Source organism: Streptomyces sp. NPDC101776 (assembly GCF_044766845.1).
GTDB lineage: Bacteria > Actinomycetota > Actinomycetes > Streptomycetales > Streptomycetaceae > Streptomyces.
Window position 1 is genome coordinate 145,559 of sequence record NZ_JBIWMV010000013.1, and the last position, 18,830, is coordinate 164,388.

Here is an 18,830-nt window from a genome sequence, read left to right on the forward strand (position 1 = left end):
CCACTTCGGCCCCTGCTAGCTTTCCGGCCACGCGGCCCCCACCCCGCAGTGGCCGAAGACCGGGAGACCCGATGAAGCCCTCAAGGCTCATGCTGCTCACCGCTGTTGCCCTGCTCGCACCGATGGCTCCCGCTCTGTCGGCCACCGCCTCCGCCGCACCCCGCCCCCAACTCGCCATCCCCGACCCGGGGTTCGAGAACGGCGGCACGGGCTGGACCTTCACCTCGGGTGCCGGCGTCGGGACCGGCAACAGACACGGCGGCGAGCGTTTCCTCTACCTCGACTCCGGAGCCGGCAAGAGCGGCGAGACGACCGTCGTCGCGCCCCGCGACGGCAGTTACGACTTCTCCGCGTGGATCGGCAGCGCCGGCACCGGCGGTACGTACACGGTCCGGCGCAACGGCGAGACCGTCGAGACGATCACCCTGCCGCAGCACCCCGGCTACGCCCGGTACACCATCAGCGGTGTCAAGCTGCGGACCGGCGACCGGCTGCAGATCGTCTTCGGCTCCGGCACCTCCTGGGTCAACGCCGACGACCTGATGGTCTCGCCCGCCGCGTCCGCCGACCCGAAGGTGACCTCGTCCGCCCCCGAGGTCGTCGCGATGTTCGGCTGGGCCCAGAAGAAGGCCAACAGCTGGGTCCAACTGCCCGGCACGGTAGGGCCGGTGAACGTCGACGAGTACCAGACCGGCGGCACCGGCAGCGCGACGTACGAGCCCACCTACTGGGCCGGGTACGCCAACCGCAGCGCCTACTACTCCCGTGACATGACCCACCAGCTCGCCGGCGCCCACCTCATCGGCCTCGACGAGGAGAACGAGACGATGCTCCGTTCCTACGCGGCGTCGGCCACCGCCGAGCACAAGTACTTCCCCGTCTGGTCCCTCAACTTCGACGCCAAGACCTATCTGAGCATCGACTACAAGAGCCCGGACAACTTCGTCCGCGAGGTGCCGGCCACCTTCGAACTCGTCGAGAAGGCCGCCCAGGCCTACCTCTGGACCGGCGACCGCCGATACGTCGACGACCCGGTGCTGTGGGACTTCTACCGGCACGCCACCGAGCAGTTCATCGACCTGCACAACTCCGCCAAGGACAACGGCAAGGTCAAGGTCGCCGAGGGCACGGGCCAGGGCATCTTCCAGGGCGCCGCCAGCTACAACGAACAGGACGGCGACGGTCTCGCCGAGGCGGGCGACGGCATCGCCTCCGAGTACCAGGCGTACCTCGCGATGGCCGTCCTCGCGCGCGGCAAGGGCGACACCGCGCTGGCCAGGACGTACGACAAGCGGGCCGCCGATCTGAAGACGTACTTCAACGACGACTGGAGCGGCACCGGCAGCGGGGCCGACATGGTCCGCGCCTACACGACCTCCGGCACCCCGGTCACCGGCTGGGGCAAGGAGAACAGCGTCTTCATGCCGATGAAGCAGATCATCGACCCCGGCGCGCGGGGCGACGCCTACCTCGACTACATCCAGGCGCAGGAACTGGGCCCGGACGGCTCGCCCAACATCGAGTCGACGACCTACCTCCCCGACATGTTCTTCAAGAACAACCGCCCCGACACCGCCTGGCAGTGGATGCAGAAGATCTACGGCGAGCGGGAGACCCAGCACGTCAACTCCAGCCAGGGCCCCAACGGCGACTACCCGGAGGTGTCGTTCACCCTGGTCAGCCAGACCGTCCAGGGCCTGATGGGCATCACACCGGACGCGCCGGACCGCAAGGTGACCACTCAGTCGCAGCTCCCGTCCGGCATGAAGTGGCTCCAGGCGGCGGACGTCCCCATCGGCACGGGTACGGTCACCGTCCGCCACGACGGCGCGACGAAGACCACGCTGACGAACAACTCCCGCAAGGGCTTCTACAGTTGGGAGGCCCGCTTCGCCGGTGTGCACAAGAAGATCACGGTCGACGGCGTCGCGCAGCACGTACACACCACGACGGTCAACGGCGTGACATACACGTACGCGACACCGACGGTGCGGGCGGGGGCGACGGCGGTGGTGAAGGTGACCGGCTGACGCGAACTTCGGCTCACCGAGGGCGTCGTAGCGCGACGGCGAGATCGTCGAGGTGCCGTGCGACCGGGCCCAGTGTGAGCAGGCCGCTGCCCGCTCCGGCCAACTCACCCACGGCGGGCGCCAGTTCGGAGCGGGCGCGCTCCATGGTGTCTCGGTCGCCCACGGCGAGGGCCGCGCGGGCGGCGAGACACCACAGCGCCTCGAAGAGATGGTCGCGGGGCGGGTCCGGGAGCGAGTGGAGCGCGGCCCCGGCGTCGGCGGGGCGGTCGTGGGCGAGCAACACGAGGGGACGGGCCCATGGTTCGTACGGTCCCCAGTCGAGGTGTTCGTCGGTCGGGGCGGGCTGTCCGTTCCGCAGGCGCAGACACAGCAGCGCCAGCGGAAGCAGCCCGTGCTCCAGCCCTGGCATGCCGGCTCCGTCCAGCCGAAGTGCCGCTCGCTGGTGGGCGGTTGCCACCTCGGCCGGCTGGGGGCTGCCGGTCGCGGTGAGCCGTAGGACCCGGTACCACTCGGTGAACACGCCGACCAGCGGCAGTTCATGACGCTCCGACAGACGGTCCGCCGCCGTGGCGTGTTCGTCGGCTCCGGTGAAGTCGGCGAGGGCGCTGCGGGACTGGAGCCGGACGAGATGCCCGAGCACCTCGTAGGTGGTCAGGCCGTGCCGGGCGGACAGGGCGATCAACTCGGCGCCGATCGCGTCCCGTTGCGGGGCCAGGCCCGCGCGGTGGAAGGTCTGCATGAAGGTGCCGTTGAGGGCGAAGGCCAGCAGGGCGGGGTCGTTCAGCCGGCGGGCGATGTCCTCGGCCTGGCGGGCGGCCTGGGGTCCGCGTGCGGAGTGGGTGCCGCGCGATTCCAGCGCGACGGTGGCCAACAGGCGGGCGCGCGCGACGAGATGGGCGTCCGGCGGGAGCGCGGCCAGGGTGCGCTCGGCCGCCGCCACCGTGGCCGCCGCCTGTCGCGGGTCGTCGACGCGGGACCAGATCGCGGGGACGTCGTAGGCGCCGATCACCCGCGCGGTGAGCTCGACGTCCCCCAGCTCCTGCGCCGCCGTGATCGCCGCCAGCCGGTGCTGCCGGGCCGCCGCCAGACCGCCGCCGCCGGTCACCGCGAGGTTGCGGAGGAGCCCCACCGTCGATTCCAGGCGGGCCCGGGCACCGGATGCCACGGTCTGGTCGTAGGCGGCGGCTGCCTGCGCCCAGACACGCTCGGCCGGGCTGTCGGGCCGGAGGTTGTGCGCGGTGCCGGTCTGCGGCCGTTGCCGCTCGAACGGGTCGCCGGATCCGGGGTCCTGGGTGGCAGGGGCCTGCGCGCGTCGGGGTTCGGCTGGGTCATCGGGCCGGGGGTCTTGTGGGGTGGCCGCCTGTGCCCACCGGTGCCGCTCAAGGTCCTCGGCTCCGGGACCCTGCGCGGCTGGCCCTTGTGCCCGTCCGCGTTCCGCTGGATCACTGGGCCCAGGATCTTGCGTGGCAGCCGCTCGTGCCCACCTGTGTCCCTCAAGGCCACCTGATCCGGGGTCCTGTGCGGCTGGCCCTTGTGTGCGTCGGGGTTCGGCTGGGTCATCGGGCCGGGGGTCTTGTGGGGTGGCCGTTTGTGCCCACTGGTGTCCCTCAAGGCCCCCGGCTCCGGGACCCTGCGCGGCCGGCCCTTGTGCCCGTCCGCGTTCCGCTGGATCACCGGGCCCAGGGTCCTGCGTGGTGGCCGCCTGTGCCCACTGGTGTCCCTCAAGGCCCCCGGCTCCGGGACCCTGTGCGGCCGGCCCCTGTGCCCACCCGCGCTCCGCCGGACCACTGCCCCCGGTGTCCGACGCGGCGGCTGCCCTCGTCTCTCCCCATCCCGCAGGACCATCGTGCCCGGGGTCCAGGTGTGCCGCATGGTCCAGGATGTCCGCTTCCAGGCGGCGCAGCGTCGGGCCGGGGTCCGCTCCGAGTTGTTCTACGAGGAGGGTGCGTGCCCGGCGCAGTACCGCGAGCGCGTCGCCCTGGCGGCCGGTGCGGTAGAGGGCAAGCGCCAGCAGACGCCACGCGTCCTCGCGCCACGGGTGCTCGGCCACATGCGCGTCCAGGTCGGGGACCGCCAAGGCGGCCTGGCCCAGGGCGAGTTGGGACTCGGCCCGGCGTTCGACGGCGTGCAGCCGGAGTTCGGCGAGACGGGAGCGTTCCGCGCGGGCCCAGGTCTCCTCGCCGAAGTCGGCGTAGGCCGGGCCCCGCCACCAGCCCAGCGCCTCCGTCAGCCGGGCGAGGGCGTGCGGGTCCGACGGCGTACCGGCGGCGGTCACCGCCCGCTCGAACCGCCAGGCGTCCACGGCCTCCGGCGCCGCCCGCAGCGCGTACCCCGGACCCTCGGTGACCAGCAGCCGGGCCGGAGTGCGCGGCGGGCGCTCCGGTTCCAGTGCCCGGCGCAGCGCCGACACGAAGGTGCGCACCGCGCCCACCGCGTCGGCGGGCGGCTCGTCCTGGCCCGCCCACAGATCCTCGACCAGCCGCGCCACCGGCACGACCCGACGCCGGGCGACGAGCAGCCGGGCCAGCACGGCCCGGTGCCGAGGCCCCTTCAGAGCGATCGGGTCCCCGGTACCGTCCCAGGCCGCGACCGGCCCCAGCACCCCGAACGCGACCTCCATCGCCGACCACCCTTTCCGGGGCATCGCCCCAGGTCACGGTAGCGCGCTCACTCGATGCTCATCGGCGCGCGGCAGGCTCGGACGTATCGACCACGACCGCACGAAGGAAGGGCGCACCATGCCGCCTGTCATCCCCGGCTTCACCTACCACCGCGTCCCCGTCGCCGACGGCGTCCGGCTGAACGTGGCCGTGTCCGGCTCCGGCAGCCCGATCGTGCTGCTGCACGGCTTCCCGCAGACCCACCTCATGTGGCGCCATGTCGCCGCCGACCTCGCCGCCGACCACACGGTGATCTGCCCCGACCTGCGCGGCTACGGCGCGAGCGACAAGCCCGCCGAGACCGACGGCTCCGGCTATGCCAAGCGCACCATGGCCGCGGACGTCGTCGCCCTCGCCCGCGCCCTGGGCCACGACCGCTTCGCGCTCGCCGGGCACGACCGAGGCGCCCTGGTCGCCTTCCGCGCCGGACTCGACCACCCCGGCACGATCACCCACCTGGCCTGCCTCGACGTACTGCCCACGCTGGACATGTGGGACGTTATGCACGGCGTCACCGCCGCCGTCGGCTTCCACCTCTACCTGATGGCCCAACCTCCCGGCCTGCCCGAGGAGTTGATCGCCGCCGCGCCCGACGCCTTCTTCGGGTACTTCCTCGACCTGTGGACCCGGGACCCGGCCGCGATCCCCGCCGAGATCCGCACCGCCTACCTGGACGCCTGCCGCGCCGCGGTCCCCTCGATCGTCGCCGACTACCGCGCCTCCGCCGGCATCGACGTCACCCATGACCGGGCCGACCTCGACGCCGGCAACCGGCTGCGGATGCCGGTCGCCGTCCTCCAGCAGGACTGGGGCGCCGCGCTCGGCTTCGACGCGGCGGCGCTGTGGAGCGCCTGGGCACCGGACCTGCGGCACGGGACGGTCACCTGCGGCCACTTCATGGCGGAGGAGGACCCGTCCGTCGTAGCGAAGGCACTGCGGGAACTCGTCGCCGAGCGCTGAAGCGATGTTCCTCAGGCGGTCCTCGCGGTGACCGTGAAGTCGACGTCCTCGCCGACCGCCGACACCCCGTTGAAGGCGGCACTCGCGTGCAGCCGGTTGGCGCCCGACGGCAGCGGGCTGCTCGGGGTGCACGACCAGGTGCCGTCGGCGCGTGTGACACCCCCGCACACCTTGCCCTCGGCGGCGTCCATGACACTCACCCGCGCCCCCGGATAGGAGGTCCCGGCGATCCGCGCCGCGCCGGACACGAACGTGCCGCCCGCCGGTTCGCCCAGCGTCGGCACGGGCATGCCCACGGTCACGGTGCACCCGCCGGTCGCGCGCCGGACCCCACCCGCGTCGGTCAGCACGGCGACGCACCCCGGCAGCCGCGTCCCGGGCACCGCCCGTTCGTCCACGGTGAGCGCGAACGGATAGCCGCTGTCCTTCCACGAACCCGCCCCCGAATCGCGGACATAGGTGTACGTGCCGCTCGCACCGTCGGCGGTCACCGAGCCCTCGAACCGCGCCGTGTCGGCCAGCGGCGTCCCCGTCACCCGGGCCCCGGCGGGCGCGGTCAGCCGCAGCGCGGACCCGGCCGGCAGGGCGGCACCCCTGTACCCGCTGATCTCCACCAGCCCGGACCGCCCCGGCACGATGGTCACGCCACCGCCCAGCACGTCGGCGCGGAGCGGCGCGGCGGCCACGACGCCGGGCGGCAGCAGCGCCGTACCCGCGACGAACGCGGCGGTCAGGAGGAGGAGGAGCTGCGGCCGCCGTCGAACGGGCATCGACGACGGGCGTCCGTGGGGGAACGTGCGGCGGTCGGTCATCAGGAGTCTCCGGGGTCGTCTCGTCCGGGGTGCGGTCGGCTGCTCCCACCCCACACGCCCCACCGGCATCGAGGAAGGCGGGATGGTCGAACGGGTGAACGCCGGTCAGGTCTCGCACCTCGGTGTACCGGACAGACCGGCGTGAATCCCGCCACCTCGGCCGGAACAGAGCGAACATGCATGCGCACGGCTCTCCGCCCGCCTACGCTCAGGCCGTGCTGCGCATCATCGACGCCCGAACCGGCGAGCCCGTCGAAGCCGCCCCCGCCCGCCGTGGCCTGACCAGGGTCGAGGCGCACGCGTCGGGCCTCGGCCCCACGACCCTACGAGTACTTCTTGTCAGCGACCTCCTCGTCCGCGCCCTGGAACTCGGCGGAACTCCCGTCTGGTCGCTCCTCACCGGAGAGCACGAGCAGGCCGAACTCCGCGCTGCCGCACGGGCCTTGGGCATACGGCCCTTCGAGGACGGCGCGGACCTGGGCCCCGGACTCGGCGAGGCACAGGTCCTCCACGTGGCGGCCGAGGTCGCCGAGACATCCGGCGGAGTCCTGGTCGCCGTGGCACCCGCCGATTCGCCCGCGACGGCCTCGACGACACCCACGGAGACCGTCGCCACCCCCGCCTCGACGACATCCACCGAAACTGTCACGACGACCGCCGCGCCCGACCTCTCCGACCCGGGCGCGCTCCGCCTCGCCCTGCTCTCGCACCCCCGGGACCAGCCGCTACGGCTCGACGCGGCGGCGCTGGACGAGGCGCGGGAGACGCTGGCGCACTGGCGTGGATCGGTCGCCGGCTGGGCGCGCAGGCCCTCGCGGCCGGTGCCCGACGAGGTGCGCGTAGAGCTGCGGACCGCCTGGGAGGACGACCTGAACGTGCCCGAGGTACTGCGGGTGCTGCGCCGGGTGGAGACCTGGCCCGACCTGCCCGACGGCGCCCGCTTCGAGACGTACGCCTACGCGGACCGGCTCCTCGGGCTCGAACTCACCCGTGACATCGGGTCGTTGGCGTGAACTCCGCCCGTTCCGGAGCTCGCCCGCTGCGTCGTCTGGTCGTCCTGCGGCACGCCAAGTCCGCCTGGCCCGAGGGCGTTCCCGACCAGCTGCGGCCGCTCGCCCCGCGCGGGCGCCGCGACGCCCCGGCCGCCGGTGTCGCGCTCGCCGAGGCCGACTCCCTGCCGGACCTCGCCCTGTGCTCCACGGCCGTACGGGCGCGCCAGACCTGGGAGTTGGCCTCCGCCGAGTGGGGCACCCCACCGCCGGTGCGGTACGAACCGGGGCTGTACGCGGCCGACGTACCGGAACTCCTCGACGTCGTCCACCAAGTGCCGCCCGAGGTCGAGACGTTGCTCCTGATCGGGCACAACCCCGGTCTGGAGGAGCTGGTTCTCGACCTCGCCGGTGACAGTCTCGACGACGCGCTCGACGAGGTCCGCGTGAAGTTCCCGACCTCGGCGATCGCCGTCCTGGCCTGGCACGGCAGCACCTGGCAGGACCTCGCCCCGGGCACCGCCCTGCTGACGGACCTGATCGTGCCGAGGGGCAAGAAGGCCTGAAGTCGGCCCGCGGCTAAGGGACTTGGAGGAACTCCCGGGCGCCGCGCAGCCGCGTGCCCAGCAGTTCCTGGGTGGTTCGGCTGTCGAGGCGGACATCGAGGGCCATGGCGTTGCCCTCTCCGCGCCCGGTGGGGAGCCGGCTCGCGTCGAGTCCGTCGCGCCGGGCGATGAGGACACCGAGTTCGTGACGGGACAGGGCGTCCGGGCCGGTGAGGTGGAACATCCCGGCCCGGTCGGACACGGCGAGTTCGAGCAGGGCGGCGGCCAGGTCCTGGACATGGACCGGGCAGCGGACGACATCGGTGAACAGGACGCCGTCGTGGGTCCCGGCGGCCAGCTCGTGGACCATGCGCTCGTGCGCGGAGCCGCCCTCGCCGATGATCAGCGAGGTGCGGGCGACCGCCGCGGCCGGTGTCAGGAGCCGTACAGCCGTCTCGGCGGCGGCCTTCGCCGCACCGTACGGGGTGACCGGATCCGGCAGGCACGACTCGTCGTAGGAGATCCGGGAACCGGAGAACACGGCGTCGCTGGAGACATGGACCAGACGGCAGCCGTGACGTGCCGCCGCCAGCGCCACGCGGACCGAACCGTCGGCGGTGACGGCCCAGTCGCTCAGACCGCTCGTCGCGTTGACGATCGCGTCGGGCTCCAACTCGACCAGCAGGTCGCCGAGTTGGGCGTCCGTGCGGAGGTCGAGCCGATGCCACGCGACTCCGGGCGCGCTGCCGGGGCGTGCGGAGCAGTACGTCGCGGCCGTGGTCCAGCCCGCCGCGCTCGCCCGGCGTACGAGTTCGGTGCCGAGGAAGCCGCTGCCGCCGACGACGAGAATCCTCACGGCGGTCAGCCGACGTGGACGCGGGGCCGTCGCTCCGGGTCCGGTTCCGCGCGGCGCAGCACCTCGCGGGTCACCGGGGCCACCTCGCCGTCCCCGAAGACGAGGAAGCGGATCAGATGGCTGACCGGGTTGCCCTCGGTCCAGGTGAAGTAGGCGTGCGGGACCTTGCCGGTGCGGTCGCGGAGGGAGAGCAGGACGGCGGCGATCGCGTTGGGGACCGTCGGGCCCTCGACACGGAGTCGTCGTACCCCGTACTTCTCCTCGCCGTGCACGGTGATGTCCGCCGAGAAGTCCGAGGAGTCGTGGAGGAGCACCTCCAGGAACAACACCGGCCCGCGGTCCGGGATATGGGTCTCCTCGCGCTGGCTGTACTCCTTGGCCCGGTACTCCCGACTGCTGTGCTCCTGGGGCTCGTTGGCGATCAGCCGGAGCGGTCCGCTGTGTGCCGCCTCGTCGATGAAACGGGCCGCCGCGCTGTCGAACGTGACCTCGGCGGCGCGGAGTTCGAAGGCGCGGTGGACGCGCGAACCGAACGACGTCACCAGGATCAGCAGGATGAAGATGCCCGCGATCTTGATGCCGTCGGGCCGTTCGATGACGTTCGTGACCAGGGTGTACGCGAACACGGCGGTGATCGTGCCGAACCCGAGTGTGGCCTTGCGGTGGCCGCGCTTGTGCACGGTGACCGTGGAGGCGAAGGCCGCGGACAGCATCAGCACCAGGACGCCGGTCGCGTACGCACCGCTCTGCGCGTCGACGCTCGCGTGAAACCACAGGGTGATCAGGACGGCCGTCACCATGAACACGAGGACCAGAGGGCGTACCGCCCGCGTCCACTCCGGCGCCATGCCGTAGCGCGGCAGATAGCGCGGTACGAGGTTCAGCAGCCCGGCGAGCGCGGACGCGCCCGCGAACCACAGGATCGCGATCGTCGAGACGTCGTAGAACGTGCCGAAGACCTGGCCGAGGTGCTCGTGCGCGAGATAGGCGAGGGCGCGCCCGTTCGCCGGGCCGCCGGTCTTGAACGCGCTCTGCGGGATCAGGATCGTGGTCGCCAGGCTGGAGAGGAGGAGGAAGCACGACATGATCACAGCGGCGGTGGTGAGCAGCTTGCGGGTCTCGCGGATGCGGCCCGTCGGCTTCTCCCAGGTGTCCGTCGGATCGCCCTTGACCTGCGGCATCACCGCCACACCGGTCTCGAAGCCGGACATGCCGAGCGCGAGTTTCGGGAACACGAGCAGCGCGACGCCGACCATCGCGAGCGGCGAGGAGTGCGCTGCCGTCACCGCGTCCGTCCAGTCGCCGATCTTCACCGGGTGGCTCAGCACCTCCCAGGCGGACACCGCGAGGACCACCACATTGAGCGAGAGATACACGCCCACCAGCACCACCGCGATCCCGATGGCCTCCCGGAACCCCTTGAGGAAGACCGCGCCCAGCGCGCCGACGAGCACCAGCGTGATCCAGGTGTTGCCGCCGTGCATCCAGCCCGGCGCGAACGGGTTCTCCACGACGTGCGCCGCCGCGTCCGCCGCCGACAGGGTGACCGTGATCATGAAGTCGGTGGCCGCGAAGCCCAGCAGGACCAGGACGAAGATCTTCCCCGACCACCACGGCAGCAGCCGCTCCAGCATGGCGATCGACCCCTCGCCGTGCGGACTCTCGTGCGCCACCCGCCGGTAGACCGGCAGCGCCCCGAGCAGCGTCAGCCCGATCAGGACGACCGTCGCCAGCGGGGAGAGCAGTCCGGCGGCGAGGGCGGCGATGCCCGGCTGGTAGCCGAGGGTGGAGAAGTAGTCGACGCCGGTCAGACACATGACCCGCCACCAGCTGTGACCCTCGTGCTCCGGGTCCGGGGTGGCGTGCGGGCCCGGATGCCGGGCGCTCTGCTCGCTCAGACCGTCCAGGAGCCAGGCCCGGCAGCGCTCGGCGGCGGACCCTGAACCGTCGGACTCCGTGCTCTCCGTAGGCTCCACCTGCGCGCCGGTCATGCTGAGAACTCCCTGCGATCGGACGAGCGTGCCCGGGGCCCGGGCAACGAGGAGCGAGTATCCACCACATCGTCACCCGTACCCGGACCCGGGGCGACCGACAGCCCTGCGCATAGGCTGGCCGGATGCAGGACGAGTACCGCACAGTGGCCCGCCCGGGCGTGCACGAGACCGAGGTCAACCGCTCCCGCTTCCTGTGCGCCCTCGCCCCGGCGGCCACCGAACAGGAGGCGCAGGACTTCGTCACCCGTGTCCGCAAGGAGCACGCCGACGCCTCCCACAACTGCTTCGCCTACGTCATCGGCGCCGACGCCGCGATCCAGAGGGCGAGCGACGACGGCGAACCCGGCGGCACCGCGGGCGTCCCCATGCTCCAGATGCTGCTCCGCCGCGACATGCGGTACGTCGTCGCCGTCGTCACCCGCTACTACGGCGGCGTCAAGCTCGGCGCGGGCGGCCTCATCCGCGCCTACGGCGGCTCGGTCGGCGAGGCGCTCGACACGCTCGGCACCCTCACCCGCCGCCGCTTCCGGCTCGCCACGGTCACCGTCGACCACCAGCGCGCCGGCAAGATCCAGAACGACCTGCGCGCCACCGGCCGCGAGGTCAGGGACGTCCGCTACGGCGAGGCGGTCACGATCGAGATCGGGCTGCCGGACGCCGAAGTGGACGCGTTCCGGGCGTGGTTGGCCGATGCGACGGCGGGGACGGCGGAACTGGAGCTGGGCGGCGAGGCGTACGGCGACGCCCGACCCGTCTGATGCGGTGTCAGGAGGTCCAGTTCCAGACCTGGTTGGAGCTGCCCGCGCAGCCGAAGGTCTGCACCGTCTGACCGTCCTGTCCCGACTCGGAGGCCTCCGCGTCCAGACAGAAACCGTCCGGGACACTGACCAGGGTTCCGGTGCCGCCCAGTTGCCACCGCTGCGCGCTCAGCCCGTCGCAGCTCTTGGTCCGGATCTTCGAGAAGTTCTGGCCGACCGTACTGGCGTCGGCGTCCAGACAGTCGTGGCTGTCCTGATTGACCACCAGGTACTGGGAGTTGTGCCCGGGCACACGGAACAGCGCCCACTTCTGGGGCGCCGATCCGTCGCACGCCCACACCTGTACGGCGCTGACGTGGGCGTCGAGGCACCGGGCGACATCGACGGCGTGCATGCTCTCGGTGACGGTCACCGAACCGGTCCGGACGGGCCCGCGCTGCGTGCCGTACAGCAGCGTGGCGGTCTGCCCGTCCACCGTTCCGTCGGCGGTGGTTCCGGCCTCCGTCTGGAAGGCCTTCAACGCGTCGACCGTGGCCTTCCCGAACTCGCCGTCGACCGTGACGTGCAAACCGTGGCCGCCGAGGAGGAGTTGGAGCGCCTTGACGCAGTCGCCGTGGGAGCCCGAGACGAGTTCGGTGACGCAGGAGGCGAGCCGGATGTCGAGGCTCGCGGGATCACCGATGACCGGCGCGCGCGAGGGGCTCTGCGACGCCCCGGGCTTCGTCGCCGACGCGCCGGCGGCCGTACTCGGTGAACTGCCCGTCGCCGAAGGCGAGTTCTCCGGTGCGGCGGACGCCGGGGGTGTGTCCGCCCGGGCACCGGACGGCGCCGAGGGGTCGTCGTGCCGCAACAGGAGCACGGTCGCGGTGATGCTGCCGGCCACGAGGACGGCCGCCGCGACGACGGCGCCCGCGATCAACTTCCCGCGTTTTCCAAGGGTGTTCGCGCGTTTTCCGGAGGAGTCCGCGTGCTTCCCGGGGAAATTCGTCTGTTTCCCGGAGGAGTTCGCGTGTTCCCCGGGCGTGCCGGGAGGCACGGGCGGGGCCGGGGGCGCCGGGTCGGGACGGGCGTCGGGCCGATCCAACCCCTTGAGTCCGTCGAGTCCGTTGCGCCCTTCGAGTCGTTCGGCGGGAGCGGGCCCGCGCCGGGCGGGGACCCGTGGCGGATCGCCGACCGGTGCGGACAACTGGTGTCCGATGGCCGTCCTGAACACCGCCTCGGGCAAGGGCCGCAGCTCGGGGTCCTTGTCCAGGCAGGTGCGGATGAACGCGGCCAGTTCCGTGTCGACGCCCGCGACCTTCTCCAGGACGTCCTCCCGGGGCGGGTCGAACGCCACCCGGTGCAGCACGTCGACGCCCGTGCCCTCGCCGAACGGCGCCTCCCCGGCGACGGCGTAGGTGAGCATGGAGGCCAGCGAGAAGATGTCGGAGGCGGCGGTCACCTCCCGGCCGCGTACCTGCTCCGGGGACATGTAGGCGGGGGTGCCCACGTTCTGGCCGGTGGCGGTGATCGAGGTGCCGTCGCCGGCCTGGACGACACCGAAGTCGATGACGCGGGCGCCGTCGGCACCCAGGATGACGTTGGACGGCTTGAGGTCGCGGTGCACGATCCCCGCGCGCCAGATCGCCTCGATCGCCCGCCCCACGTCGGCCAGCAGACGCCAGGCCGCCGCCGCGTCGACCGGCCCGCGCGCGTCGACCAGCTCCGCGAGGGTGGGCCCGGGTATGTACTCGGTGGCGACCCAGACCAGGTCCTCGTCACAGCCGCTGCCCAGCAGCCGTACGATGTGCGCCCCTCGGATGCTGTCCAGGGCGCCGACCTCGCGCTCGAAGCGCTTCCGGAAGAGCGGGTCCTCCGCGTACTCGGGCCGGATCACCTTCACGGCGGCCGGGCCGGTGGCGCCGGTGCCGTCGCGGCCGAGATAGACCCGGCCCATCCCGCCGCTGCCGAGCACCGACATCAGCCGGTACTGGCCGGCCTGCCGGGGGTCGTTCTTCCGCAACGGGACCACGGGAGGCGGTTCCATCCCCGCCGCCGCATAGGCCATCGTTTCGGACCGACCGCGGTACTCGACTGGCATGGGAACCCTGTGTCTCTCGCGTGGTGCGTGTGACGTGAGGTTAGCGCAGCACATGTGTGCGACAGGGGAGTTGAGGTTTTTGTGGGCGGCGGTCCGTTCAGCGGACTGATGTCGTGCGGGGATCGGAGCGGCCGACCGAATAATGAGCCCACTTCGCACCCCTTGCCCGGCTCGAACTCCACAAGAATGGGCCGAACCATAGATTTACTCACATGCTTCCCTGAAGCGGCTTATTTAGGGACACTCGCTCATGGTGAGATCGTCCCGCCGCCCGACATTCCGCGGACTCACGCAACGGAGCGGCCCCCAAGACGGTGGCCTCCTTCCCCACGCCCGGTGAACCCCGCGTTCCCATTCGACGCCTCAACGCCGGAGGTTCAGATGACCCGTTCGCGTCTCGCTCTCACCGTCACGGCCGGTGCCGCCGGGCTCGCGCTCCTGACCACCGCCTGCGGTGGTGGTGGCGGCAGCGCTTCGTCCAGTACCGCGAAGGCAACAAGGGGGAGTTCGGCTGGTCCGGTGCCGCGAACACCCACTTCTTCGTGGACCCCGTCGACGGGGTCACGGCGGTCTTCTGCACCCAGGTCGTCACGTGGGGCAAGCACCGGACCCCGCTGCGCCGCCAGTTGCGGAACCTCGTCTACCAGGCGATGACATAAAGCATGTTCGGCAATGACATATCGGATATTCCCGGCTTCTTGTTCGCCGGGGCGGGGGCGAGTGTGTGGCCGTGGTGAACCAGGGGGTCCACAGGCGCTAGCGTGGTGGCTCCATGAAACTGCTGCACACCTCCGACTGGCACCTGGGCCGGGCGTTCCACCGCGTGAACATGCTCGACGCCCAGGCCGACTTCGTGAGCCATCTCGTCACCACCGTGTGTGAGCGCGCCGTGGACGCGGTGGTCGTGTCGGGAGACGTGTACGACCGCGCGGTGCCGCCGCTGGCCGCGGTCGAGCTCTTCGACGACACCCTGCACCGGCTCGCCGACCTGGGCGTGCCCACGGTGATGATCTCCGGGAACCACGACTCGGCCCGCCGCCTCGGCGTCGGCGCGGGACTGATCGACCGCGCGGGCATCCACCTGCGCACCGCGCCGTCGGCGTGCGGGACGCCCGTGGTGATCCCGGACGCGTTCGGCGACGTCGCCTTCTATGGGCTGCCGTATCTCGAACCCGCCCTGGTGAAGGCCGAGTTCGGGGTGGAGAAGGCCGGCCACGAGACGGTCCTCGCCGCCGCCATGGACCGTGTCCGCGCCGACCTCGCCGCTCGCCCGCCCGGCACCCGTTCCGTGGTCCTCGCGCATGCCTTCGTCACCGGCGGCGAGGCCAGCGACAGTGAGCGGGACATCACCGTCGGGGGAGTCGCCGCCGTACCGGCCGGTGTCTTCGACGGCGTCGACTACGCGGCGCTGGGACACCTGCACGGCTCCCAGAAGATCACCGAACGCGTCCGCTACTCGGGCTCGCCCCTCCCGTACTCCTTCTCCGAGACCGACCACCGCAAGAGCATGTGGCTCATCGACCTCGACGCCGCCGGAGCCGTCACCGCCGAACGCCTCGACTGCCCGGTACCACGCGAACTGGCCCGGATCCGGGGCACGTTGGAGCATCTGCTCCACGATCCCGAGCTCGCGCGGCACGAGGAGGCGTGGGTCGAGGCGACGCTCACCGACCCGGTGCGCCCGGCCGACCCCATGGCCCGGCTCACCGAGCGCTTCCCGCACACGCTCAGCCTCGTCTTCGACCCCGAGCGGACCGCCGACGACCCCGACCTGTCCTACGCCCGGCGCCTCGCTGGCCGCAACGACCGTGAGATCGCCGACGACTTCGTGGCCCACGTACGCGGCGCCGGACCCGACGAGGACGAACAGGCCGTGCTCCAGGAGGCGTTCGACGCGGTGCGCGCGGACTCGGTCGTACGAGAGGTGGCGCCGTGAGCGCGTGGCGGGGTGCGGTGGACGGTCGGCGTGGTGTCGGCGGGGCGCGAGCCGTGAGCGCGCGGCCCGGTGTGGTGGCGGTGGCCGGTCGGGTAGGGGTCCGCTACGCGCGAGCCGTGGGCACGTGGCCCGGTGCGGTGGCGGTGGCCGGGCTGGTCGGCGTCGGCCACGGGCGGCTCGCGGAAGAAGGGGGCGGCGCCCGATGAGGCTGCACCGGCTCGACATCACCGCCTTCGGTCCCTTCGGCGGGTCCCAGACCGTCGACTTCGACGAACTCTCCTCCGCCGGGCTCTTCCTCCTGCACGGGCCCACCGGCGCCGGCAAGACCTCCGTCCTCGACGCCGTGTGCTACGCGCTCTACGGCTCCGTCCCCGGCGTCCGCCAGTCCGGCCAGGGGATCACCTTGCGCAGCGACCACGCGGAGGCCGCCACCCGCACCGAGGTGCGGCTCGAACTGACCGTCGCCGGGCGGCGGTTGGAACTCACCCGGCAGCCGCCCTGGGCGCGCCCCAAGAAGCGCGGCACGGGCAGCACCCTGGACAAGGCACAGAGCTGGCTGCGCGAGTACGACGCGAGTACCGGCGCCTGGAAGGACCTCAGCCGCTCGCACCAGGAGATCGGCGAGGAGATCACCCAGCTCCTCGGGATGAGCAGGGAACAGTTCTGCCAGGTCGTGCTGCTGCCCCAGGGCGAGTTCGCGCGGTTCCTGCGCTCCGACGCCGAGGCGCGCGGCAAACTGCTCGGCCGGCTCTTCGACACCCACCGCTTCGCCGAGGTCGAGAAGCGGCTCGCCGAGCGGCGCCGGGCCACCGAGTCCCAAGTCCGCGAGGGCGACGCCGAGTTGCTCGCCGACGCGCACCGCATGCAGCAGGCGGCCGGTGACGCCATGGAGCTGCCCGAGCTCGCCCCGGGCGAACCCGGCCTCGCCGACGCGGTGTTGAGCGCGGCGGCCGTCGCCCGCAGCACCGCACGCGAACAACTCGCCGTCGCCCACAGCCGCCTCGCCGCCGCCGAGTCCGCCCAGGCCGCGGCCGACCGCGAACTTGCCGACGCACGCGAACTGGCGCGGCTGCAACAGCGGTTCGCGCAGGCACGGGAGCGGGCCGCGCTCCTGGCGGAGCGGGCCGACGGCTATCAGCAGGCGCAGGCGCGGATGGAGCGGGCCCGGAAGGCGGAGTCCGTGGCGCCGGCGCTGGACCTGTGGGACGCGGCCGACACCGAGCACCGGGCAGCCGCCCGGGCCGAGACCCGCACACGGGACCTGCTGCCGGACACCTTCGCGGGCGCCGGTGCGGCCGGACTCGCCGCCGCCGCCCGCCGGGCCGCCGAGGAGCTGGGCGGACTCGAGTCGGCCCGCCGCGCCGAGCAACGGCTCACCGAACTCGGCGTGGAACGCGCCGAGTTGGAGCGGCAGGAGCGCGCCGACGACGACGTACGGCAGGAGGCCGATGCCTGGCTCGCCGAGTGGGACACGACCCGCGCGGAACTTCAGGCACGGATCGAGTCGGCGCAGGAGGCCACCACCCGGGCCGAACAGCTCGGCGTCCGGCGCGAACCCGCCGGGCGGCGGCTCGGGGCGGCCCGGCAGCGGGACCAGTTCGCCGGTGACACGGAGGACACCCAGCGGCAGGTGCTGCTTCTGGCCGACCGTGCCCTGACGGCGCGCGCCCACTGGCTCGACCTCAAGGAGCAGCGTCTCAACGGCATCGCCGCCGAACTCGCCGCCCACCTCACCGACGGCGAACCCTGCGCCGTCTGCGGAGCCACCGAACACCCCGCCCCCGCCCGCAAATCCGCCGGGCACGTCGACCGCGCGGCGGAGGAGCAGGCCCTCACCGCCCACCAGCGCGCCGAGGAACAGCGCACCGGGGCCGAGCGCCGCCTGGGCGTCGTACGCGAAGCCCTCGCCGCCGCCACCGCCGAGGCGGGTGACGCGCCGACCGGTCAACTCGCCGACGAGGTGGCGGAGTTGGAGCGGCTCTACGAGGAGGCGCGGCGGGACGCGTCCTGGCTGCATCCCGCCACCGAGGAGCTGCGCCGGGCCGAGCAGGAGCACCATCGACGGACCGAGATCCAGCAGCAGGCCGCGGTCCGAGCCGCTTCCCGTACCACCCTCCGGGACAGTCTGGAACGCGAACAGGTCTCCCTGGAAGGGGAGTTGACGCACTCGCGAGGCGCCGCCGACAGTGTGGCCGCGCGTGCCGCCCAGTTGGAGCGGCAGGCCGCGCTGCTCACCGACGCCGCCGACGCCGTCCGTGTCGCCGAGGACACCGCGCAGCGTCTGAAGGACGCCGACGCCCGGCTCGCCGACGCCGCGTTCCGCGCCGGGTTCGACACCCCGCAGGCCGCTGCCGCCGCCCTCCTCGACGACACCGCCCATCGCGAACTCCAACGGCGCCTGGACGCCTGGCAGTCGGAGGAGGCCGCCGTACGGGCCGTCCTGGCGGAGGCCGACACGGCGGCAGCCGCGCAACAGGCCCCCGCCGACCTGGACTCGGCATCACGCGCCGCGACCACGGCCGTACAGCGGACCCGTGACGCGGCCTCCGCGTCCGACGCGGCGGCCCAGCGCTGTGTCCAACTCGACCGGCTCTCCGCCCGGTCGGCCACCGGAGCGCGCCAACTGGCGCCGCTGCGCGAGGAGTACGACCGGGTAGCCCGCCTCGCCGCCCTCACCGCGGGCACCTCCGCCGACAACGAACGCCGGATGCGCCTGGAGTCGTACGTCCTCGCCGCCCGGCTGGAACAGGTGGCCGCGGCGGCGACCGTACGGTTGCAGCGCATGTCGTCCGGCCGTTACACCCTCGTCCACTCCGACGACCGGGCCGGGCGCGGGCGTAGCGGACTCGGGCTGCATGTCGTCGACGCGTGGACCGGGCGGGAGCGGGACACGGCGACGCTGTCCGGCGGCGAGACGTTCTTCGCCTCGCTCGCCCTCGCGCTCGGGCTCGCGGACGTGGTCACCGACGAGGCCGGCGGGGTCCGGCTCGACACCCTCTTCATCGACGAGGGCTTCGGCAGCCTCGACGAGCAGACCCTCGACGAGGTCCTCGACGTCCTCGACTCCCTGCGTGAACGGGACCGCAGCGTCGGCATCGTCAGCCATGTCGCCGATCTGCGGCGGCGCATCCACGCGCAGTTGGAGGTCGTGAAGGGGCGGGCGGGGTCGGCCGTACGGCAGCGGGGGCTGTGAGATCGGGTGAAGCCGGC

13 protein-coding genes are annotated in these 18,830 nt (G+C 72.6%); 8 read left to right on the top strand and 5 right to left on the bottom strand.

Annotated elements, in window-relative coordinates:
* Positions 1-71: 71 nt before the first annotated feature.
* The gene (locus tag ACIRRY_RS32925; RefSeq protein WP_403979918.1) at positions 72-2,030 is read left to right on the top strand and encodes a hypothetical protein; all 1,959 of its coding nucleotides are present in this window, start codon (positions 72-74) and stop codon (positions 2,028-2,030) included.
* A gap of 13 nt (positions 2,031-2,043) precedes the next feature.
* Here the strand turns inward: ACIRRY_RS32925 and ACIRRY_RS32930 are convergent, their stop codons facing one another.
* Positions 2,044-4,650 (bottom strand): BTAD domain-containing putative transcriptional regulator, encoded by a 2,607-nt coding sequence (locus ACIRRY_RS32930; protein WP_403979920.1) that lies wholly within the window; start codon positions 4,648-4,650, stop codon positions 2,044-2,046.
* 118 nt (positions 4,651-4,768) lie between these two features.
* Between ACIRRY_RS32930 and ACIRRY_RS32935 the strand changes: the two genes are divergently transcribed.
* Positions 4,769-5,650 (top strand): alpha/beta fold hydrolase, encoded by an 882-nt coding sequence (locus ACIRRY_RS32935; protein WP_403979922.1) that lies wholly within the window; start codon positions 4,769-4,771, stop codon positions 5,648-5,650.
* A gap of 11 nt (positions 5,651-5,661) precedes the next feature.
* Here ACIRRY_RS32935 and ACIRRY_RS32940 read toward each other — a convergent pair whose 3' ends face one another.
* On the bottom strand, positions 5,662-6,462 hold the full coding sequence (locus tag ACIRRY_RS32940; protein ID WP_403979924.1) for a carboxypeptidase regulatory-like domain-containing protein: 801 nt from the start codon (positions 6,460-6,462) through the stop codon (positions 5,662-5,664).
* A gap of 176 nt (positions 6,463-6,638) precedes the next feature.
* Here ACIRRY_RS32940 and ACIRRY_RS32945 point away from each other — a divergent pair, with 176 nt between their 5' ends.
* A complete protein-coding gene (locus tag ACIRRY_RS32945; RefSeq protein ID WP_403979927.1) occupies positions 6,639-7,475 on the top strand; it encodes a hypothetical protein in 837 nt (278 codons plus the stop codon).
* Positions 7,472-8,017: a SixA phosphatase family protein gene (locus ACIRRY_RS32950; protein ID WP_403979930.1), complete on the top strand. Its 546-nt coding sequence runs from the start codon at positions 7,472-7,474 to the stop codon at positions 8,015-8,017. The genes ACIRRY_RS32945 and ACIRRY_RS32950 overlap by 4 nt, the downstream gene beginning before the upstream one ends.
* A gap of 13 nt (positions 8,018-8,030) precedes the next feature.
* On the opposite strand, the gene ACIRRY_RS32955 is transcribed toward ACIRRY_RS32950, so the two are convergent.
* Both ACIRRY_RS32955 and ACIRRY_RS32960 read right to left on the bottom strand, forming a co-directional pair.
* A complete protein-coding gene (locus tag ACIRRY_RS32955; protein WP_403979932.1) occupies positions 8,031-8,852 on the bottom strand; it encodes an SDR family oxidoreductase in 822 nt (273 codons plus the stop codon).
* A gap of 5 nt (positions 8,853-8,857) precedes the next feature.
* Positions 8,858-10,843, bottom strand: coding sequence for an amino acid transporter (locus ACIRRY_RS32960; RefSeq protein WP_403979935.1), 1,986 nt, complete (start codon positions 10,841-10,843; stop codon positions 8,858-8,860).
* A gap of 125 nt (positions 10,844-10,968) precedes the next feature.
* Between ACIRRY_RS32960 and ACIRRY_RS32965 the strand changes: the two genes are divergently transcribed.
* Entirely contained in the window at positions 10,969-11,604 is a 636-nt protein-coding gene (locus ACIRRY_RS32965; protein ID WP_403979937.1) for a YigZ family protein, read from the top strand.
* A 7-nt stretch (positions 11,605-11,611) separates the two neighbouring features.
* On the opposite strand, the gene ACIRRY_RS32970 is transcribed toward ACIRRY_RS32965, so the two are convergent.
* Complete coding sequence (locus ACIRRY_RS32970) at positions 11,612-13,615, bottom strand: protein kinase (RefSeq protein ID WP_403979940.1); 2,004 nt, start codon at positions 13,613-13,615, stop codon at positions 11,612-11,614.
* Between the two features lie 841 nt (positions 13,616-14,456).
* Between ACIRRY_RS32970 and ACIRRY_RS32975 the strand changes: the two genes are divergently transcribed.
* Genes ACIRRY_RS32975 through ACIRRY_RS32985 form a run of 3 tightly spaced genes read left to right on the top strand, consistent with a single transcriptional unit; the run spans position 14,457 to position 18,813 of the window.
* The gene (locus tag ACIRRY_RS32975; RefSeq protein WP_403979942.1) at positions 14,457-15,620 is read left to right on the top strand and encodes an exonuclease SbcCD subunit D; all 1,164 of its coding nucleotides are present in this window, start codon (positions 14,457-14,459) and stop codon (positions 15,618-15,620) included.
* Complete coding sequence (locus ACIRRY_RS32980) at positions 15,617-15,826, top strand: hypothetical protein (RefSeq protein ID WP_403979945.1); 210 nt, start codon at positions 15,617-15,619, stop codon at positions 15,824-15,826. The genes ACIRRY_RS32975 and ACIRRY_RS32980 overlap by 4 nt, the downstream gene beginning before the upstream one ends.
* Positions 15,823-18,813 (top strand): AAA family ATPase, encoded by a 2,991-nt coding sequence (locus ACIRRY_RS32985; protein ID WP_403979947.1) that lies wholly within the window; start codon positions 15,823-15,825, stop codon positions 18,811-18,813. The genes ACIRRY_RS32980 and ACIRRY_RS32985 overlap by 4 nt, the downstream gene beginning before the upstream one ends.
* Positions 18,814-18,830: the final 17 nt, after the last annotated feature.